Source organism: Pseudomonas sp. TE31087, from assembly GCF_057284075.1.
The window spans coordinates 3,547,426-3,565,802 of sequence record NZ_JBXVNN010000001.1; the positions used below are offsets into that span (position 1 = coordinate 3,547,426).

Below are 18,377 nucleotides of genomic sequence, written 5' to 3' on the forward strand. Positions count from 1 at the left end.
AGCCGCCCCATGCTGGTGCACCTGTCCATTCACAACTACGCCATCGTCGAACACCTCGACCTCGAGGTCGCCCGTGGCATGTCCGTCATCACCGGCGAGACCGGGGCCGGCAAGTCGATCATGCTCGACGCCCTCGGCCTGGCCCTGGGCGATCGCGCCGATAGCGGCGTGGTGCGCCCGGGCACCGACAAGGCCGACATCCTTGCTACCTTCGACCTGGTCGACATCCCCGAGGCGCACGCCTGGCTAGCCGAGCGCGACCTGGATAGCGACGGCCCGTGCATCCTGCGCCGGGTGATCACCGCCGAGGGCCGCAGCCGTGGCTACATCAACGGCACCCCCTGCCCACTGGGCGACCTCAAGGCCCTGGGCGAGCTGCTGATCGACATCCACAGCCAGCACGAACACCAGTCGCTGTTGAAGACCGACACCCACCGCCGCCTGGTGGACGAGTACGCCGGCGCCAGCGACCTGGCCCGCCAGGTCCAGCTGGCCGCCAAGCGCTGGAACCAGACGCGCCAGGAACTGGAGCGCCTGAGCAATTCCGGCGATGAGCAACGGGCGCGTCATCAGTTGCTCAGCTATCAGCTGGAAGAACTCGACAACCTCGGCCTTGGCGAGAACGAACTGGAACAGCTGGAGCAGGAGCACAAGAACCTGACCAACGCCGAGGCGCTGTTCGGCATCTGCCGCCAGGTCATCGACCAGTGCAGCGAAAGCGACTCGGGCAACGTGCTGAGCGCCCTGACCGTCAGCCTCAACCGGCTCACCGCGGTCGTCAACGGCCCCAAGGCACTGGGCGAGGCGGTCAACCTGATCGCCAGCGCACAGATCCAGGTGGAGGAAGCCGTCGGCGAGCTCAACCGGTTCCTCGACAACTTCGACGCCGACCCGATGCGCCTGCAGGCTCTGGAAGAGCGCCTGGATACTATCTATACCCTCGCCCGCAAGCACCGCGTACACCCCACCGAGCTGCCGAACCTGCAGCAGCGCCTGATGGTGGAGCTGGAAGGGCTAAACGCCAGCGACGAGTCGATCGAGCGCCTGGGCGAGGAGCTGGCCGCCTACGCCCAGCACTATAAAGAGAAGGCCGGCGAGCTGAGCGCGCTGCGCCAGCAGGCCGCCAAGCAGCTGGCCACCGCCGTCGAGCAGGAAATCCAGCGCCTGGGCATGCCCGGCGGACGTTTCTGCATCGAGCTCACGCCCTTCGACAACGGCGACCTCTCGCCCCATGGCCTGGAGCAGATCGAACTACTGGTCAGCGCCAACCCCGGCCAGCCACTCAAGGGCCTGGCCAAGGTCGCCTCGGGCGGCGAGCTGTCGCGTATCAGCCTGGCGATCCAGGTGATCACCGCGCAGACCTCGCGCATTCCCACCCTGGTATTCGACGAAGTGGACGTGGGGATCGGCGGCCCGACCGCGGAAATCGTCGGCCAACTGCTGCGTCGTCTCGGCGAGCGCGGCCAGGTACTGACCGTGACCCACCTGCCCCAGGTGGCCGCGCAGGGCCATCACCACCTGTTCGTGCACAAGGTGCGCAACAGCGACACCACGCACACCGCCGTGGCCAGCCTGGGCAAGCGCGAGCGGGTCGAGGAAGTGGCGCGGATGCTGGGCGGGATCGACCTGACCAAGGAATCGCTGGCCCATGCGCGCAAGATGGTGGTGAGCAGCAAGGCCTGAGCCTGCGCGCCCCCCTGTAGGAGCGGCCTTGTGCCGCGAAAGGGCTGCGTAGCGGCCCCTGCGATTCTAAGTCATGCAGAGATCCCGGGGCCGCTGCGCGCCCCTTTCCGGCCGGTCCGACGCCTCGGCAAGGCCGCTCCTACAAGGGGATTCGCATTACAGCTCTGAAAGCACAAAGGCGACCCGGAGGTCGCCTTTGTCATCAATAACGATCTGAATCGTTACTTCTTTTTACGCACATACAGAACCAGATTGTGGTCCACCAGCTCGAAGCCATGTTCGGCAACGATCTCCTTCTGGCGTTTCTCGATTTCGGCATCGAAGAATTCAATGACTTCACCGCTGTCCACGTTGACCATGTGATCGTGGTGCTTGCCATCCGCCAGCTCGAACACCGCGTGGCCGCCATCAAAGTTGTGGCGCTCCACCAGGCCCGCCGCTTCGAATTGGGTCAGTACGCGGTACACGGTCGCCAGGCCGACATCCTCGCCAGCTTCCATCAGCGCCTTGTAGACATCCTCGGCACTCATGTGACGTTGCTCGGCCGAGTCGAGCATCTGAAGAATCTTGACTCGAGGCAGGGTTACCTTGAGGCCCGCTTTGCGCAATTCGCTATTTTCAACCATGGTCAGCTTTCTCGCCGATGCTGCTTCGCAGCTTCTCTTAATACGGGTATGATCGGGGTTTACGTTGTCCAGCCAAGATAGTGGAAGTCGCCCACCGATGCAAAACACCAAGCTCTTGCTAACCAGCCTCACCCTAGTGGGACTGCTCGCACTCGCCGGTTGCTCGTTTCCCGGGGTTTACAAAATCGACATCCAGCAGGGCAATGTCGTCACGCAGGATATGATAGACCAATTGCGCCCGGGAATGACCCGCCGACAAGTAAGGTTTATCATGGGCAACCCGCTGCTGCAGGACACTTTCCATACCAACCGCTGGGACTACCTGTACAGCCTGCAGCCCGGCGGCGGCCAGCGCCAGCAAGAGCGCATGAGCATCTTCTTCAACGAGAACGACCAACTGGTCAACCTCTCCGGCGACTTCATGCCGGGCGTCAGCCGCGACCAGGAAATCCTCGGCGGCAGCGGCGACACCACGGTCAGCCCGGACAAACAGCCGAGCCAGCCCGAGAAGCCGGCCAAGCCAGGCTCGCTGGAAGACACGCTGCAGAAAGAAATCGACAACATCGAGACCACCCCGGTCCCGACGCCAGCACCGCTGGAAACCTCGCCGCAGTAATTGCGCCGACACTAAAAAGCCCGGATCCAGTCCGGGCTTTTTATTGCGCTGTCGAAAAGCCCTTGGATCAGGCCATCAGCACTACTCAGCCATTAAGCTGCTTGGCACGCTGGCAAAACGCATCAACCATGGTATTGGCCGCCTGATTGAACAGCGGCCCCAGGGTCGCCCGCACCAGGGCGCCGGCGTAGTCGAACGACAGGTCGAGGCTGATCTTGCAGGCCTTCTCGCCCAGCGGCTTGAACACCCACAGGCCATGCAGCTGGGTAAACGGCCCATCTTCCAGGTTCATTTCGATCGACTGCCCCGGCACCAGCACATTGCGCGTGGTGAACTGCTGGCTCATGCCGCCCTTGGCCACTTCCAGCTTGGCGCGCATGTGCGTGTCGCTGGCCTCGAGCACGGTGGAAGCCGAGCACCAGGGCAAGAACTCCGGGTAGCTGGCCACATCGTTGACCAGGTCGTAGAGCGCCTGGGCAGGGAACGGCAGCAGGGCGGAGCGTTGAATATGGGTAGTCATCCAGGCATCACTTCCAATCTGGGCGGCGGCGCGTCGCAGCGCCTCGAATACGGTTCTGCACAGCAGAACGAGGCCTGTATTGTCCGGGATTCACACAACTGGCTCAAGCGCACCTAAACCCCGTAGCCGAGGACGCGGACTCTCCCTATAATGCGGCCCCTATGGCTAAGCAAAAGAAACATCCGACCGGGACCATCGCGCAGAACAAGAAGGCGCGACACGATTACTTCATCGAACACAAGTTCGAGGCCGGGCTGGTCCTGTCCGGCTGGGAAGTAAAGAGCCTGCGGGCCGGCAAGGCGCACCTGACCGACAGCTACGTGCTGCTCAAGGATGGCGAAGCCTGGCTGTTCGGCAGCCACATCACACCGCTGAACACCGCCAGCACCCACGTCATCGCCGACCCGATCCGTACCCGCAAGCTGCTGCTGAACAAGCGCGAGCTGGAGCGCCTGGAAGCGGCCGTGGCGCAGAAGGGCTACACCTGCGTGGCGATGTCGCTGTACTGGAGCAAGCACCTGATCAAGTGCGAGATCGCGCTCGGCAAGGGCAAGAAGGAGTTCGACAAGCGCGACACCGTGCGCGAGCGCGACTCCAACCGCGAGCTGCAGCGCACGATGCGCAACAAGGGCAAGGAAGAGTAACTCCTACCCTGCTTGGTCACTGTAGGAGCGGCCTCGTGCCGCGAAAGGGCTGCGAAGCAGCCCCCTACAACCTGTATGACGCATAGATTCTGAGGCCGCTGCGCGCCCTTTTCGCGGCACAAGGCCGCTCCTACAACGACCGTGCATGCCGCCTCTCAGCGCCCGCTGCGCCGCTCCGCCCGCGCCACCCGCTGGGCCTCCTGCTGCGCCTCTTGCAGCACCTCCTGCACATACAGGATGTGCCGGCTAGACACCTCCCGCGCATCGTCCGCCCGCCCCTCGACAATCGCCAGGTACAACTCGCGATGCTGACTGATCAGCATGTCGCGGGTCTCCGTGCGCTGCTGGTACATGCCGCCGATGTTGGTCACCACGTTGCGCTTGAGCAGGTCGAACAAGCCGCGGATGGTATGCAGCAGCACGGCGTTGTGACTGGCTTCGGCAATGGCCAGGTGAAAACGCGCATCGGCCGCGCCTTCCTGCGCCCGATCCACCTCACCGACACGGTTGTAGCAGTCCTGCAGTGCGTCGAACGCCATCTTCAAGCGCTCGCGATCAGGCTCGGTGGCGCGCTGGGCCGCGTAGTAGGCGCATGACGCCTCCAACGTATGACGGAACTCCAGCAGGTCGCGCTGGGCCTCCGGATTGCGCTCCAGCAGTTGCAACAGCGGATCGCTGAAGGTGGAGCCCAGGCCTTCGGCCACGTAGTTGCCGCCGCCCTGGCGACTGACCAGCAGCCCCTTGGCCACCAGCTTCTGGATCGCCTCGCGCAGCGACGGACGGGACACGCCGAACTGCTCGGCCAGAACGCGTTCGGCCGGCAGGCGCTGACCCGAAGTAAGGGTACCTTCGAGAATCATCCCTTCCAACCGATCGACGATGTCGTCGGACAGGCGCCGCTGGCGGACCTGATCAAAAACCATTGCTTGCTCTCCACGTGCCCCGGCACCGATTTCGGGGGCGCTTATTCTGCGCTTATCCGCAGCGTGGCGACAGATGTTCCACCACGCGAGGGCCACCTTGCGGCCCGTTCGCGGCACGAGGCCGCTCCTACACAGGCCAAAACAGCCGCAGAAAACCCGAATGCATAGTCGCTCCGACAACACTCATCCAAACAGCCGCTCATCGGAGCTCGACCAAAGTTTTGTGTAGGACAAATTGACACACCCCTAATCAGGCTCTTAACCTAGCGCCCAGCCATTGTAAATTGGTCTTACCAATTATCCAATGCCAGTGCCTTGACCAACAACAATTAGGGGCCACCCCATATGCAAACCTGGCAACAACTCTATACCCCGCTTGGTAGCCTCGGCCTGTCCGCGCTGGCGGCGGTCATCCCCATCGTGTTCTTCTTCCTCGCCCTCGCCGTGTTCCGCCTCAAGGGCCACGTCGCCGGCAGCATCACCCTCGCACTGTCGATACTGGTGGCAATCTTCGCCTTCCAGATGCCTGTCGACATGGCCCTGGCTGCCGCGGGCTATGGCTTCCTCTACGGCCTGTGGCCGATTGCCTGGATCATCGTCGCCGCGGTGTTCCTCTACAAACTCACGGTCAAGAGCGGCCAGTTCGAGGTGATTCGCAGCTCGGTGCTGTCGATCACCGACGACCAGCGCCTGCAAGTGCTGCTGATCGGCTTCTGCTTCGGTGCCTTCCTCGAAGGTGCGGCCGGTTTCGGCGCACCGGTGGCCATCACCGCCGCACTGCTGGTGGGCCTGGGCTTCAACCCGCTGTACGCCGCCGGCCTGTGCCTGATCGCCAACACCGCGCCGGTGGCCTTCGGCGCCCTGGGCATCCCGATCATCGTCGCCGGGCAAGTGACCGGCATCGACGCCTTCCACATCGGCGCCATGACCGGCCGCCAGCTGCCGCTGCTGTCGCTGTTCGTGCCGTTCTGGCTGGTGTTCATGATGGACGGCGTGCGCGGCGTGAAGGAGACCTGGCCTGCCGCCCTGGTTGCCGGCCTGAGCTTCGCCGTCACCCAGTACTTCACCTCCAACTTCATCGGCCCGGAGCTGCCGGACATCACCTCGGCCCTGGCCAGCCTGATCGCCCTGACCCTGTTCCTCAAGGTCTGGCAGCCCAAGCGCTCGTTCGCCGAAGCCAAGGGCAGCGTCGGCGCCGCCGTCGTGCAATCGGGCGGCAGCCAGCCTTCGCCGTACAGCTTCGGCGAGATCTTCAAGGCCTGGTCGCCGTTCCTGATCCTGACCGTGCTGGTCACCATCTGGACCCTGAAACCGTTCAAGGCGGCCTTCGCCCCAGGCGGGGCGATGTACAACTTCGTGTTCAACTTCGCCATCCCGCACCTCGACCAGCTGGTGATCAAGACCGCGCCGATCGTTACCGCGCCGACTGCCATGCCGGCGGTGTTCAAGCTCGACCCGATTTCCGCCACCGGCACGGCGATCTTCCTCTCGGCGCTGATCTCGATGTGGGTGTTGAAGATCAACTTCAAAACTGGTCTGACCACTTTTAAAGAGACCTTCTGGGAACTGCGCTGGCCTATCCTGTCGATCGGCATGGTGCTGGCCTTCGCCTTCGTCACCAACTACTCGGGCATGTCCTCGACCATGGCCCTGGTGCTGGCCGGCACGGGCGCCGCGTTCCCGTTCTTCTCGCCGTTCCTGGGCTGGCTGGGCGTATTCCTGACCGGTTCCGACACCTCGTCCAACGCCCTGTTCAGCTCGCTGCAGGCCACCACCGCGCACCAGATCGGGGTCAGCGACACCCTGCTGGTGGCGGCAAACACCAGCGGCGGCGTGACCGGCAAGATGATCTCGCCACAGTCGATCGCCGTGGCCTGCGCCGCCACCGGGCTGGTGGGCAAGGAATCCGACCTGTTCCGCTTCACCGTCAAGCACAGCCTGTTCTTCGCCACCATCGTCGGCCTGATCACCCTGGTCCAGGCCTACTGGCTCACTGGCATGCTGGTTCATCACTAAAGTGAAAAGGGGCCGGGCGCCAGTCAGCGCCCGGCATCTCCTTCAACCCACGCTGCGAGAATCCATGATCATTTCCGCCTCCACCGACTATCGCGCCGCGGCCCAACGCAAGCTGCCCCCCTTCCTCTTCCACTACGCCGACGGCGGTGCCTACGCCGAGCACACCCTGCGCCACAACGTCTCGGACCTGGCCAGCATCGCCCTGCGTCAACGCGTGCTGAAGAACATGTCGGACCTGAGCCTGGAGACCCGGCTGTTCGACGAGACCCTGAGCATGCCCGTGGCCCTGGCCCCGGTCGGCCTCACCGGTATGTACGCCCGTCGCGGCGAAGTGCAGGCGGCCCGTGCGGCGGCGGCCCATGGCATCCCGTTCACCATGTCCACCGTATCGGTGTGCCCGATCGAGGAAGTGGCCCCGGCCATCGACCGACCAATGTGGTTCCAGCTGTATGTCCTCAAAGACCGCGGCTTCATGCGCAACGCCCTGGAGCGCGCAAAAGCGGCTGGCGTGAAGACCCTGGTGTTCACCGTCGACATGCCGGTACCCGGCGCCCGCTACCGCGATGCCCACTCCGGCATGAGCGGCCCGAACGCGCCGCTGCGCCGCGTGTGGCAGGCCATGACCCACCCGCAGTGGGCGCTGGATGTCGGCCTGCTCGGGCGCCCGCACGATCTTGGCAACATCTCCAAGTACCGTGGCAACCCCACGGGCCTGGCCGACTACATCGGCTGGCTGGGCAACAACTTCGACCCGTCCATCTCCTGGAAAGACCTGGAGTGGATCCGCGAATTCTGGGACGGCCCGATGATCATCAAGGGCATCCTCGACGCAGACGATGCCCGCGACGCGGTCAAGTTCGGCGCCGATGGCATCGTCGTCTCCAACCACGGCGGCCGCCAGCTCGACGGCGTGCTGTCCAGTGCCCGCGCCCTGCCGGCGATCGCCGACGCGGTGAAGGGCGACATCAAGATCCTCGCCGACTCCGGTATCCGCAGCGGCCTCGACGTAGTGCGCATGGTCGCCCTGGGCGCCGACACCGTGCTGATCGGCCGCGCCTTCCTTTATGCCCTGGCCACCCATGGCGAAGCGGGCGTGAAGAACCTGCTGGAGTTGTTCGAGAAAGAAATGCGCGTGGCCATGGTGCTGACCGGCGCCAAGTCCATCAGCGAGATCACCCGCGACTCGCTGGTCCGCGAACTGGGCGCCTGAGCCCGCCCGCCAACGCCTGATTGCCCGGGGCACGCCGCGCACAAGACGCCGCGGCCCCGCGAGGAGACTGCATGAGCCTGCCCGCCGCGTTCCTGCGTGATGCCGAGCGCCTGATCCCCGCCGAACGCCGCTTCGACGACCCGACCTCGACCCTGGCCTTCGGTACCGATGCCAGTTTCTACCGGCTGATTCCCAAGCTGGTGGTGCGGGTGGAGTCCGAGGACGAAGTGGTCGCGTTGCTGAAACTGGCCCAGCGCGAACGCGTGCCGGTGACCTTCCGCGCCGCCGGCACCAGCCTGTCGGGCCAGGCCATCAGCGACTCGGTACTGATCGTGCTCGGCGACAACTGGAATGGCCGGGAGATTCGCCGCCAGGGCGAGCAGATCCGCCTGCAACCCGGCGTGATCGGCGCCCAGGCCAATGCCTGGCTGGCCCCTTACGGGCGCAAGATCGGCCCCGACCCGGCCTCGATCAACGCCTGCAAGATCGGCGGCATCGTCGCCAACAACGCCAGCGGCATGTGCTGCGGCACCGCGCAGAACACCTACCACACCCTCGCCGGCCTGCGCCTGGTGCTGGCCGACGGCACCCGCCTGGATAGCGAGGACCCGGCCAGCGTCGCCGCGTTCGAGCAAAGCCACACCGGCCTGCTGGACGAACTGGCCCGCCTTGGCCGCGAGACCCGCGCCAACCTTGAGCTGGCCGACCGCATCCGGCACAAGTACCGACTGAAGAACACGACCGGGCTGTCGCTCAACGCACTGGTGGATTACGACCAGCCGCTCGACATCCTGCAGCATCTATTGGTCGGCTCCGAAGGCACCCTCGGTTTTATCAGCGCCGTCACCTACGACACCGTGCCCGACCATCCGCACAAGGCCAGCGCGCTGCTGGTGTTCCCGAGCGTCGAAAGCTGCTGCCGGGCGGTGACCCTGCTCAAGCCGCAACCGGTGTCCGCCGTGGAGCTGCTCGACCGCCGCAGCCTGCGCTCGGTGCAAGATATGCCCGGCATGCCGGCCTGGGTGAAGGGCCTGTCGGCCAATGCCTGCGCCCTGTTGATCGAGTCCCGTGCCGCCAGCCGGAGCCTGCTGCACGAACAGCTCGACCAGGTGATGGCGGCCATCGCCGAGTTCCCGCTGGAGCAGCAGGTCGCCTTCAGCGAAGACCCGGCGGTGTACAACCAGCTGTGGAAGATCCGCAAGGACACCTTCCCCGCCGTCGGCGCCGTGCGCCAGACCGGCACCACGGTGATCATCGAAGACGTCACCTTCCCCATCGAGCAACTGGCCGAGGGCGTCAACCGCCTGATCCAGCTGTTCGACAAGCACCACTACGACGAAGCGATCATTTTCGGCCACGCCCTGGAAGGCAACCTGCACTTCGTCTTCACCCAAGGCTTCAACAGTGCCGAGGAAGTGGCGCGCTACCAGGCGTTCATGGATGACGTGGCACAACTGGTGGCGGTGGAGTTCGGCGGCTCGCTCAAGGCCGAGCACGGCACCGGGCGCAACATGGCGCCGTTCGTCGAGCTGGAATGGGGCAAGGACGCCTACCAGTTGATGTGGCAGCTCAAGCGCCTGCTCGACCCCAACGGCATCCTCAATCCCGATGTGGTGCTGAGTGAGGATCCGGACATCCACCTGAAGAACCTCAAGCCGCTGCCGGCCGCCGACGAGATCGTCGACAAGTGCATCGAGTGCGGCTTTTGCGAGCCGGTGTGCCCGTCGAAAGGGCTGACCTTGAGCCCACGCCAGCGCATCGTCATGTGGCGCGATATCCAGGCGAAGCAACGCGCCGGCGTCGACACCCGCGAACTGCTGCGCACCTACCAGTACCAGGGTATCGACACCTGCGCCGCCACCGGCCTGTGCGCCCAGCGTTGCCCGGTGGGCATCAACACCGGCGAGCTGGTGAAGAAATTGCGCGGCCAGGCGGCCGAGCACGGCAAGGCCGCCGACTGGCTGGCCGAGCATTTCCACGCCACCCTGCGCGGCGCCCGCTTCACCCTGGCCGCCGCCAATGGCGCGCGCAGGCTGCTCGGCGCGCCACGCATGAGCCGCCTCAGCGCCAGCCTCAGCAGGGCCAGTAAAGGCCGCCTGCCGCAATGGACACCCGCCATGCCGCAGCCGCTGCGCGCCATCGACTTCCCCGCGCCAAGCCACGATGCCCGACCACGGGTCGTCTACCTGGCCGCCTGCGTGTCGCGGGTGATGGGCCCGGCCTACGCCGACCGCGAACAGAGCTCGTTGCTGGACAAGACCCGCGCCCTGCTGGAGAAGGCCGGCTACCAGGTGGTGTTCCCGGACAACGCCGACAGCCTGTGCTGCGGCCAGCCGTTCGCTTCCAAGGGCTACCCCGAGCAGGCCGAGCACAAGCGCCAGGAGCTTATCAACGCTCTGCTGCACGCCAGCCGTGGCGGCCTCGACCCGATCTACTGCGACACCAGCCCCTGCACCCTGCGCCTGGTGCAGGACCTGGGCGAGTCGCGGCTGGACCTGTACGACCCGGTGCGCTTCATCCGCACCCACCTGGCCGACAGGTTGGAGTTCACCCCCCAGGACGAGCCGGTGGCGGTGCACGTGACCTGCAGCACCCAGCACCTGGGCGAAAGCCAGGCGCTGATCGACCTGGCGCGGCGCTGCAGCAAGCAGGTGGTGATCCCCGAGGGCATCCATTGCTGCGGCTTCGCCGGCGACAAGGGCTTCACCACGCCGGAGCTCAACGCCCACTCCCTGCGTACCCTGAAGGACGCCGTGCAGTATTGCAGCGAAGGAATCTCCACCAGCCGCACCTGCGAAATCGGCCTGTCGAGCCACAGCGGCATCGACTATCACGGCCTGGTGTACCTGGTCGACCGGGTCACCCGCGCGCGCAGCCTCTGAACCGCAGGGCAGCCCCGCCCCCTCTTTAGTGGGAGCGGGACTGCCCTGCGATGGCGTCGACAAGCGCTGCGCCACAACTGCGTCCTGCACAAACCCTGCGCACTCAAGTAAACTGGCGGCCTTTTCGCGCAGCCTCGGGCTGCCCCTGTCGATTTACCAAAGGTGCCCGCCATGCCCTGGCTGCAAGTACGCCTGGCCATCAGCCCGGAACAAGCCGAAACCTACGAAGATGCCCTGCTCGAAGTGGGTGCCGTTTCGGTGACCTTCATGGACGCCGAAGACCAGCCGATCTTCGAACCGGACCTCAACACCACCCCGCTGTGGTCGCACACGCACCTGCTGGCGCTGTTCGAGGCCGATGCCGAGCCAGAAGCGGTGTTCGGCCACCTGCGCCTGCTGACCGGCGCCGAGCTGCCCGAACACCAGGCCGAGGTGATCGAGGACCAGGACTGGGAACGCAGCTGGATGGACAACTTCCAGCCCATGCGCTTCGGCCAGCGCCTGTGGATCGTGCCGAGCTGGCACGAAGCCCCGGAAAAGGACGCGGTCAACCTGCTGCTCGACCCGGGCCTGGCGTTCGGCACCGGCACCCACCCGACCACCGCGCTGTGCCTGGAGTGGCTCGACGGCCAACAGCTGCAAGGCACCCAGGTGCTGGACTTCGGCTGCGGCTCGGGCATCCTCGCCATCGCCGCGCTGCTGCTGGGCGCCCGCCACGCGGTCGGCACCGACATCGACGTGCAGGCTATCGAGGCCTCCCGTGACAACGCCCAGCGCAACGGCATCGCCGACGACAAGTTCGACCTGTACCTGCCCGAGCAGATGCCGGCCATGCAGGCCGACGTGCTGGTCGCCAATATCCTGGCCGGCCCGCTGGTCTCGCTGGCGCCGCAGCTGTCCGGCCTGGTGCGCCCCGGTGGCCTGCTGGCGCTGTCGGGCATCCTCGCCGAACAAGGCGAGGAAGTGGCCGCTGCCTATACGGCCGACTTCGACCTGGACCCGATCGTCGTGCGCGACGGCTGGGTACGTATCAGTGGTCGCCGCCGCTAAGCGCGCCTAGACTCATTTCCTGCACAGTTCCCCGGACAGCCGCATGACCGACAGTTTCGTCACCCAGTGCCCGCATTGCCAGACCAGCTTTCGCGTCACCCATCACCAGTTGAGCGTGGCCCGCGGCGTGGTGCGCTGCGGCCAATGCCTGCAGGTGTTCAACGCGGCGAAACAGTTGCTGGAGCAGAACCGCGTTGCCACTGGTGAAAGCAGCGCCGAGGCACCGCCCGCGGTGGCGCAGCCGGTCGCACCGGTGCCCCCGGCAGCCGAGCCGGTGGCCGAAACTCCGGAATCGGACGAAGACAACTGGAGCGTCACGGCCGAGGAGCTGGACGCCCTCGACCTTGACCAGGAACTGGCGCGCCTCGAACGGCGCAGCCCGGGCGACCGGCGCGGCGCGGCGCAGAGCGTGTTGCAGGCCCGTCGCGACGAGCAGGCCGGTGATGGACACGGCGACGAGCTGTTCGGCACGGCCACTGATGACGACCTGACGCCCGTACAGGTGCGCGAGGAAGCGCCGGTACTGATCGAGCAGGAGCCGCTGGACCTGGAGCCCGCGGCCGACGACCGCACCGAGCCGACCCTCGGCAGCGCCGACCTCGACCTGGACGACGAACCGCCGGTGCGCCACCAGACAGCGGCCGACGACCTCGACGAGCCGCTGGAGCGATTGTCCGTCCACGACGAGCCGGTTCCGGAAAAAGGCCTGTCGGCGCTGGACGACGAGGTCCGCAGCGAACCGCTTTCAGCCCGCGACGAGGAACCCGACGAACAGCCCGGGCAACGCCTGGAGCCCAGCCTGGCGATCAAGCCCGAGCGCACGCGCAAGGAGCCGCTGGTGGACGTGGTCGACGACCCGTTGCAGCTGGACTGGGAAAAGCCCGCGCCGAACTGGGGCAAGCGCCTGCTGTGGGGCTTCCTGACCCTGCTGGCCGCCACCCTGCTGGCATTTCAGTACGTCTGGTTCCACTTCGATGAAATGGCCCGCCAGGACCAGTACCGCCCCTGGTTCCAGCAACTGTGCCCGGTGTTCGGCTGCCAGGTGCCGACCCGCGTGGACATCTCGCGGATCAAGAGCAGCAACCTGGTGGTGCGCAGCCACCCGGACTTCAAGGGCGCGCTGATCGTCGACGCGATCATCTACAACCGCGCCCCCTTCGCCCAACCTTTCCCCTTGCTGGAGCTGCGCTTCGCCGACCTCAACGGCCAGCTGATCGCCAGCCGCCGCTTCAAGCCCAGCGAGTACCTGTCGGGCGAGCTGGCCGGCCGCGGCGAGATGCCCAGCCAGACACCGATCCACATCGCCCTGGACATCCTCGACCCGGGGCCGAAGGCGGTGAACTACAGCCTGAGCTTCCGCTCGCCGGAATAAACGACCAGCGGCAAGCCCGCCCTACGGGCTTGCCGGTGTCGCGAACGGGCCGCAAAGCGGCCCCAGGTTCAACTGAACGGTTGAATTTCCGAGACTCGCGGCATCGGTCATAACGCCGCAACTGTTCAGATTTTATCCAGATTCATCTTTATCCGGTCATCGAGAGCGGGTATCATGCCATCCCTTTTTCGAACTCCAATGATTCGGCCCCACAACAGGGAACACCTATGTCGGCGGTACGCATCGGCCCTTACACACTGCAGAACAACCTGATCCTGGCCCCCATGGCCGGCGTCACGGACCAACCTTTCCGCACCCTGTGCAAACGCCTGGGGGCGGGCATGGTGGTCTCGGAAATGGTCTCCAGCGACATGCGCCTGTGGAACAGCCGCAAGTCGAGCCTGCGCCGCATCCACGAAGGCGATCCCGAGCCACGCTCGGTGCAGATCGCCGGCGGCGACGCGCAGATGATGGCCGAGGCGGCCCGGGCCAACGTCGAAGCCGGCGCCCAGATCATCGACATCAACATGGGCTGTCCGGCGAAAAAAGTCTGCAACAAGGCCGCAGGCTCTGCTTTATTGAGAGATGAAGCCTTGGTCACCGAGATCCTCCACGCCGTCGTCGGCGCCGTGGACGTCCCGGTGACGCTGAAGATTCGCACCGGCTGGGACCGGGCGAACAAGAACGGCCTGAATGTGGCGAAGATCGCCGAACAGGCCGGCATCCAGGCGCTGGCGGTGCATGGCCGCACACGCGCCGACCTGTACACCGGTGACGCCGAGTACGACACCATCGCCGCGATCAAGCAGGCGGTGTCGATCCCGGTATTTGCCAACGGCGACATCACCTCGCCGGAAAAGGCCCGGGCGGTGCTGCACGCCACCGGTGCCGACGGCCTGCTGATCGGCCGTGCCGCTCAGGGGCGGCCGTGGATTTTCCGCGAGATCGAGCATTTCCTGCGCACGGGCGAGCATTTGCCCGCACCGGCGCTGGATGAAGTGGAACGCATTCTGCTGGAGCACCTGGCTGCGCTGCACGCCTTCTACGGCGATGTGATGGGCGTGCGTATCGCCCGCAAGCACGTGGGCTGGTACCTGGCGACCCGACCCGGCGGCAAGGAGTTCCGCAGCCGGTTCAACGCTTTGGAAGACACACAAGCGCAGTGCGCCAACGTTCAGGCCTTTTTCGCCGAACGTCGACAGAGCCTTGGGACAGAGGACGAACAAGGGGTGGCCGCATGACGATGATGACCGAGACATTAGTGAGTGGAACAACGCCCGTGAGCGACAACGCCAACCTCAAGCAGCACCTGAACACGCCGAGCGAGGAGGGCCAGACCCTGCGCGACAGCGTCGAGAAGGCGCTGCACAACTACTTCGCCCACCTGGAAGGCGCTACCGTCACGGACGTGTACAACCTGGTGCTCTCGGAAGTCGAGGCGCCCTTGCTCGAATGCGTGATGAACTACGTCAAGGGCAACCAGACCAAGGCCAGCGAGATGCTCGGACTCAACCGAGGCACGCTGGCGCAAGAAGCTCAAGCAGTACGATCTGTTGTAAGGCCAGAACCCCAACCAGAAAAGGCGCTCATGCAAAAAGGCGCCTTTTTTGCTGACTCCACCGCGTTATGGAATCTGAAATGACCGACCAGACTACCCGCCTGCCGATCCGCCGCGCCCTGATCAGCGTCTCCGACAAGACCGGTATCCTCGAATTCGCCCGTGAGCTGCAGCAGCTCGGTGTCGAGATCCTGTCCACCGGCGGCACCTACAAGCTGCTCAAGGACAATGGCGTGAACGCGGTGGAAGTGGCCGACTACACCGGCTTCGCCGAAATGATGGACGGCCGGGTCAAGACCCTGCATCCGAAGATCCACGGCGGCATCCTCGGCCGTCGCGGCACCGACGACGCCATCATGAACGAGCACGGCATCAAGCCGATCGACTTGGTCGCGGTCAACCTGTACCCGTTCGAAGCCACCATCAGCAAGCCGGGCTGCGACCTGCCGACCGCCATCGAGAACATCGACATCGGCGGCCCGACCATGGTCCGTTCGGCGGCGAAGAACCACAAGGACGTCGCCATCGTGGTCAACGCCAGCGACTACGCCGGTATCGTCGAGGGGCTCAAGGCCGGCGGCCTGACCTACGCCCAGCGCTTCGACCTGATGCTCAAGGCCTTCGAGCACACCGCCGCCTACGACGGCATGATCGCCAACTACATGGGCACCATCGACCAGGCCAAACAGACCCTGTCGACCGAAGACCGCAGCGAGTTCCCGCGCACTTTCAACAGCCAGTTCGTCAAGGCCCAGGAAATGCGCTACGGCGAGAACCCGCACCAGAGCGCGGCGTTCTACGTCGAGGCCAAGAAAGGCGAGGCCAGCATCTCCACCGCCATCCAGCTGCAGGGCAAGGAGCTGTCGTTCAACAACGTGGCCGACACCGACGCCGCGCTGGAGTGCGTGAAGAGCTTCGTCAAGCCGGCCTGCGTCATCGTCAAGCATGCCAACCCGTGCGGCGTGGCCGTGGTGCCTGAGGACGAAGGCGGTATTCGCAAGGCCTACGACCTGGCCTACGCCACCGACACCGAATCGGCCTTCGGCGGCATCATCGCCTTCAACCGCGAGCTGGACGGCGAAACCGCCAAAGCCATCGTCGAGCGTCAGTTCGTCGAAGTGATCATCGCCCCGAAAATCTCCCAGGCCGCCCGCGAAGTCGTGGCCGCCAAGCAGAACGTGCGTCTGCTGGAGTGCGGCGAATGGCCAGCCGAGCGCGCCGCCGGTTGGGACTTCAAGCGCGTCAACGGTGGCCTGCTGGTGCAGAGCCGCGATATCGGCATGATCAGCGCTGATGACCTGAAGATCGTCACCCAGCGCGCGCCGACCGAGCAGGAAGTGCACGACCTGGTGTTTGCCTGGAAAGTGGCCAAGTTCGTCAAGTCCAACGCCATCGTCTACGCCAAGAACCGCCAGACCATCGGCGTCGGCGCCGGCCAGATGAGCCGCGTCAACTCCGCACGCATCGCCGCGATCAAGGCCGAACACGCCGGCCTGCAGGTGCAGGGCGCGGTGATGGCCTCGGATGCGTTCTTCCCGTTCCGCGACGGCATCGACAATGCGGCTAAAGTGGGTATCAGCGCCGTGATCCAGCCGGGTGGCTCGATGCGTGATGCCGAGGTGATAGCTGCCGCTGATGAAGCCGGTATCGCCATGGTGTTTACCGGTATGCGCCACTTCCGCCACTAATTCAGCTGGTCGGTAGAACCTAGGCCCCCTGTAGGAGCGGCCTTGTGTCGCGAAAGGGCTGCGCAGCAGCCCCCGGTTTTTGCAACACAGCAGAAATCCCGGGGCCGCTCTGCGGCCCTTTCGCGACACAAGGCCGCTCCTACACGAGGGCAAGGTTCGCCGCCAAACAGAGGTTTTGACATGAAAGTTTTGATCATCGGCAGCGGCGGTCGTGAACACGCCCTGGCCTGGAAAGTCGCCCAGGACCCACGCGTCGAAAAAGTCTTCGTTGCCCCGGGCAACGCCGGCACCGCCACCGAAGCCAAGTGCGAAAACGTCGCCATTGACGTCACCGCCCTGGAGCAACTGGCCGACTTCGCCGAGAAGAACGTCGACCTGACCATCGTCGGCCCGGAAGCGCCGCTGGTCATCGGCGTGGTCGACCTGTTCCGCAGCCGCGGCCTGGACTGCTTCGGTCCGACCAAGGGCGCGGCCCAGCTGGAAGGCTCCAAGGCCTTCACCAAGGACTTCCTGGCCCGTCACAAGATCCCGACCGCCGACTACCAGAACTTCACCGAGATCGAGCCGGCCCTGGCCTACCTGCGTGAGAAAGGCGCGCCGATCGTGATCAAGGCCGACGGCCTGGCCGCCGGCAAGGGCGTGATCGTCGCCATGACCCTGCAGGAAGCCGAAGACGCCGTGCGCGACATGCTCGCCGGCAACGCCTTCGGTGAAGCCGGTTCGCGGGTGGTGATCGAAGAGTTCCTCGACGGCGAGGAAGCCAGCTTCATCGTCATGGTCGACGGCCACAACGTGCTGCCCATGGCCACCAGCCAGGACCACAAGCGCGTCGGCGACCAGGACACCGGCCCGAACACCGGCGGCATGGGCGCCTACTCGCCTGCCCCGGTGGTCACCGCCGACGTGCACCAGCGCGTGATGGACCAGGTGATCTGGCCGACCGTGCGCGGCATGGCCGAGGAAGGCAACGTCTACACCGGCTTCCTCTACGCCGGCCTGATGATCGACAAGGCGGGCAACCCCAAGGTCATCGAGTTCAACTGCCGCTTCGGCGACCCGGAGACCCAGCCGGTCATGCTGCGCCTGGAGTCGAGCCTGGTGCTGCTGATCGAGGCTGCCTTCGCCAAGGCCCTGGACAAGGTCGAGGCCCAGTGGGACCCGCGTCCGAGCCTGGGCGTGGTGCTGGCCGCCGGTGGCTACCCGGGCGACTACGCCAAGGGCGCCGTGATCAGCGGCCTGGATGCCGCCGCCAAGCTTGAAGGCAAGGTGTTCCACGCCGGTACCGCGCTGAAGGACGGCCAGGTGGTCAGCGCCGGTGGCCGCGTGCTCTGCGCCACCGCCATGGGCGACACCGTCGAGGCCGCCCAGCAGCAGGCCTACCGCCTGGCCGAGCAGGTCAAGTGGGACGCCAGCTTCTACCGCACCGACATCGGCTACCGGGCCATCGCCCGCGAGCGCGGTGAGCACCAGCAGTAAAAATGCACCGAACGGTCGTGGCGCTCCGCGCGCGCGGCCTTCGGCTCGTCGTCAAGGCCCCGCCGGGGCCTTGCCTTCGCCTTGGCGCGCCGCGCATAGTTGTTATCCGGCAC

14 protein-coding genes and 1 pseudogene are annotated in these 18,377 nt (G+C 65.4%); 12 read left to right on the plus strand and 3 right to left on the minus strand.

The window, feature by feature from the left end; genetic code table 11:
* Nucleotides 1–9 precede the first annotated feature (9 nt).
* The gene (gene recN, locus ACZ899_RS15980) at nucleotides 10–1,683 is read left to right on the plus strand and encodes a DNA repair protein RecN (protein ID WP_203648099.1); all 1,674 of its coding nucleotides are present in this window, start codon (nucleotides 10–12) and stop codon (nucleotides 1,681–1,683) included.
* 221 nt (nucleotides 1,684–1,904) lie between these two features.
* Here recN and fur read toward each other — a convergent pair whose 3' ends face one another.
* Nucleotides 1,905–2,309, minus strand: coding sequence for a ferric iron uptake transcriptional regulator (fur, locus tag ACZ899_RS15985; protein WP_028691268.1), 405 nt, complete (start codon nucleotides 2,307–2,309; stop codon nucleotides 1,905–1,907).
* 97 nt (nucleotides 2,310–2,406) lie between these two features.
* Here fur and ACZ899_RS15990 point away from each other — a divergent pair, with 97 nt between their 5' ends.
* Nucleotides 2,407–2,925, plus strand: coding sequence for an outer membrane protein assembly factor BamE (locus ACZ899_RS15990; RefSeq protein ID WP_203648100.1), 519 nt, complete (start codon nucleotides 2,407–2,409; stop codon nucleotides 2,923–2,925).
* Nucleotides 2,926–3,010: 85 nt separating this feature from the next.
* Here ACZ899_RS15990 and ACZ899_RS15995 read toward each other — a convergent pair whose 3' ends face one another.
* Nucleotides 3,011–3,445 carry a type II toxin-antitoxin system RatA family toxin gene (locus ACZ899_RS15995; RefSeq protein WP_203648101.1) on the minus strand — a complete coding sequence of 145 codons (435 nt, stop codon included), beginning with the start codon at nucleotides 3,443–3,445 and terminating at the stop codon, nucleotides 3,011–3,013.
* A gap of 161 nt (nucleotides 3,446–3,606) precedes the next feature.
* On the opposite strand from ACZ899_RS15995, the gene smpB reads away from it, so the two are divergent.
* Complete coding sequence (gene smpB, locus ACZ899_RS16000) at nucleotides 3,607–4,089, plus strand: SsrA-binding protein SmpB (RefSeq protein WP_023629355.1); 483 nt, start codon at nucleotides 3,607–3,609, stop codon at nucleotides 4,087–4,089.
* Between the two features lie 155 nt (nucleotides 4,090–4,244).
* Here the strand turns inward: smpB and ACZ899_RS16005 are convergent, their stop codons facing one another.
* A complete protein-coding gene (locus tag ACZ899_RS16005; RefSeq protein ID WP_234560869.1) occupies nucleotides 4,245–5,012 on the minus strand; it encodes an FCD domain-containing protein in 768 nt (255 codons plus the stop codon).
* Nucleotides 5,013–5,357: 345 nt separating this feature from the next.
* Here ACZ899_RS16005 and ACZ899_RS16010 point away from each other — a divergent pair, with 345 nt between their 5' ends.
* The 9 genes and pseudogenes from ACZ899_RS16010 (at nucleotide 5,358) to purD (ending at nucleotide 18,264) form a co-directional block, all read left to right on the plus strand.
* Complete coding sequence (locus ACZ899_RS16010) at nucleotides 5,358–7,028, plus strand: lactate permease LctP family transporter (protein WP_203648102.1); 1,671 nt, start codon at nucleotides 5,358–5,360, stop codon at nucleotides 7,026–7,028.
* Nucleotides 7,029–7,092: 64 nt separating this feature from the next.
* Nucleotides 7,093–8,238 (plus strand): FMN-dependent L-lactate dehydrogenase LldD, encoded by a 1,146-nt coding sequence (gene lldD / locus ACZ899_RS16015; protein ID WP_050707002.1) that lies wholly within the window; start codon nucleotides 7,093–7,095, stop codon nucleotides 8,236–8,238.
* A gap of 71 nt (nucleotides 8,239–8,309) precedes the next feature.
* Nucleotides 8,310–11,120: an FAD-binding and (Fe-S)-binding domain-containing protein gene (locus tag ACZ899_RS16020; RefSeq protein WP_234560870.1), complete on the plus strand. Its 2,811-nt coding sequence runs from the start codon at nucleotides 8,310–8,312 to the stop codon at nucleotides 11,118–11,120.
* A 171-nt stretch (nucleotides 11,121–11,291) separates the two neighbouring features.
* Nucleotides 11,292–12,170 (plus strand): 50S ribosomal protein L11 methyltransferase, encoded by an 879-nt coding sequence (gene prmA / locus ACZ899_RS16025; protein ID WP_234560871.1) that lies wholly within the window; start codon nucleotides 11,292–11,294, stop codon nucleotides 12,168–12,170.
* A 43-nt stretch (nucleotides 12,171–12,213) separates the two neighbouring features.
* Nucleotides 12,214–13,542 carry a DUF3426 domain-containing protein gene (locus ACZ899_RS16030; protein ID WP_186713762.1) on the plus strand — a complete coding sequence of 443 codons (1,329 nt, stop codon included), beginning with the start codon at nucleotides 12,214–12,216 and terminating at the stop codon, nucleotides 13,540–13,542.
* Nucleotides 13,543–13,769: 227 nt separating this feature from the next.
* Nucleotides 13,770–14,783 carry a tRNA dihydrouridine synthase DusB gene (dusB, locus tag ACZ899_RS16035; protein ID WP_050707006.1) on the plus strand — a complete coding sequence of 338 codons (1,014 nt, stop codon included), beginning with the start codon at nucleotides 13,770–13,772 and terminating at the stop codon, nucleotides 14,781–14,783.
* A pseudogene (gene fis, locus ACZ899_RS16040) lies at nucleotides 14,780–15,101 on the plus strand (DNA-binding transcriptional regulator Fis). The gene dusB and the pseudogene fis overlap by 4 nt, the downstream one beginning before the upstream one ends.
* A 79-nt stretch (nucleotides 15,102–15,180) precedes the next feature.
* A complete protein-coding gene (gene purH / locus ACZ899_RS16045; RefSeq protein ID WP_234560872.1) occupies nucleotides 15,181–16,788 on the plus strand; it encodes a bifunctional phosphoribosylaminoimidazolecarboxamide formyltransferase/IMP cyclohydrolase in 1,608 nt (535 codons plus the stop codon).
* A gap of 180 nt (nucleotides 16,789–16,968) precedes the next feature.
* The gene (gene purD, locus ACZ899_RS16050; protein ID WP_203648108.1) at nucleotides 16,969–18,264 is read left to right on the plus strand and encodes a phosphoribosylamine--glycine ligase; all 1,296 of its coding nucleotides are present in this window, start codon (nucleotides 16,969–16,971) and stop codon (nucleotides 18,262–18,264) included.
* Nucleotides 18,265–18,377: the final 113 nt, after the last annotated feature.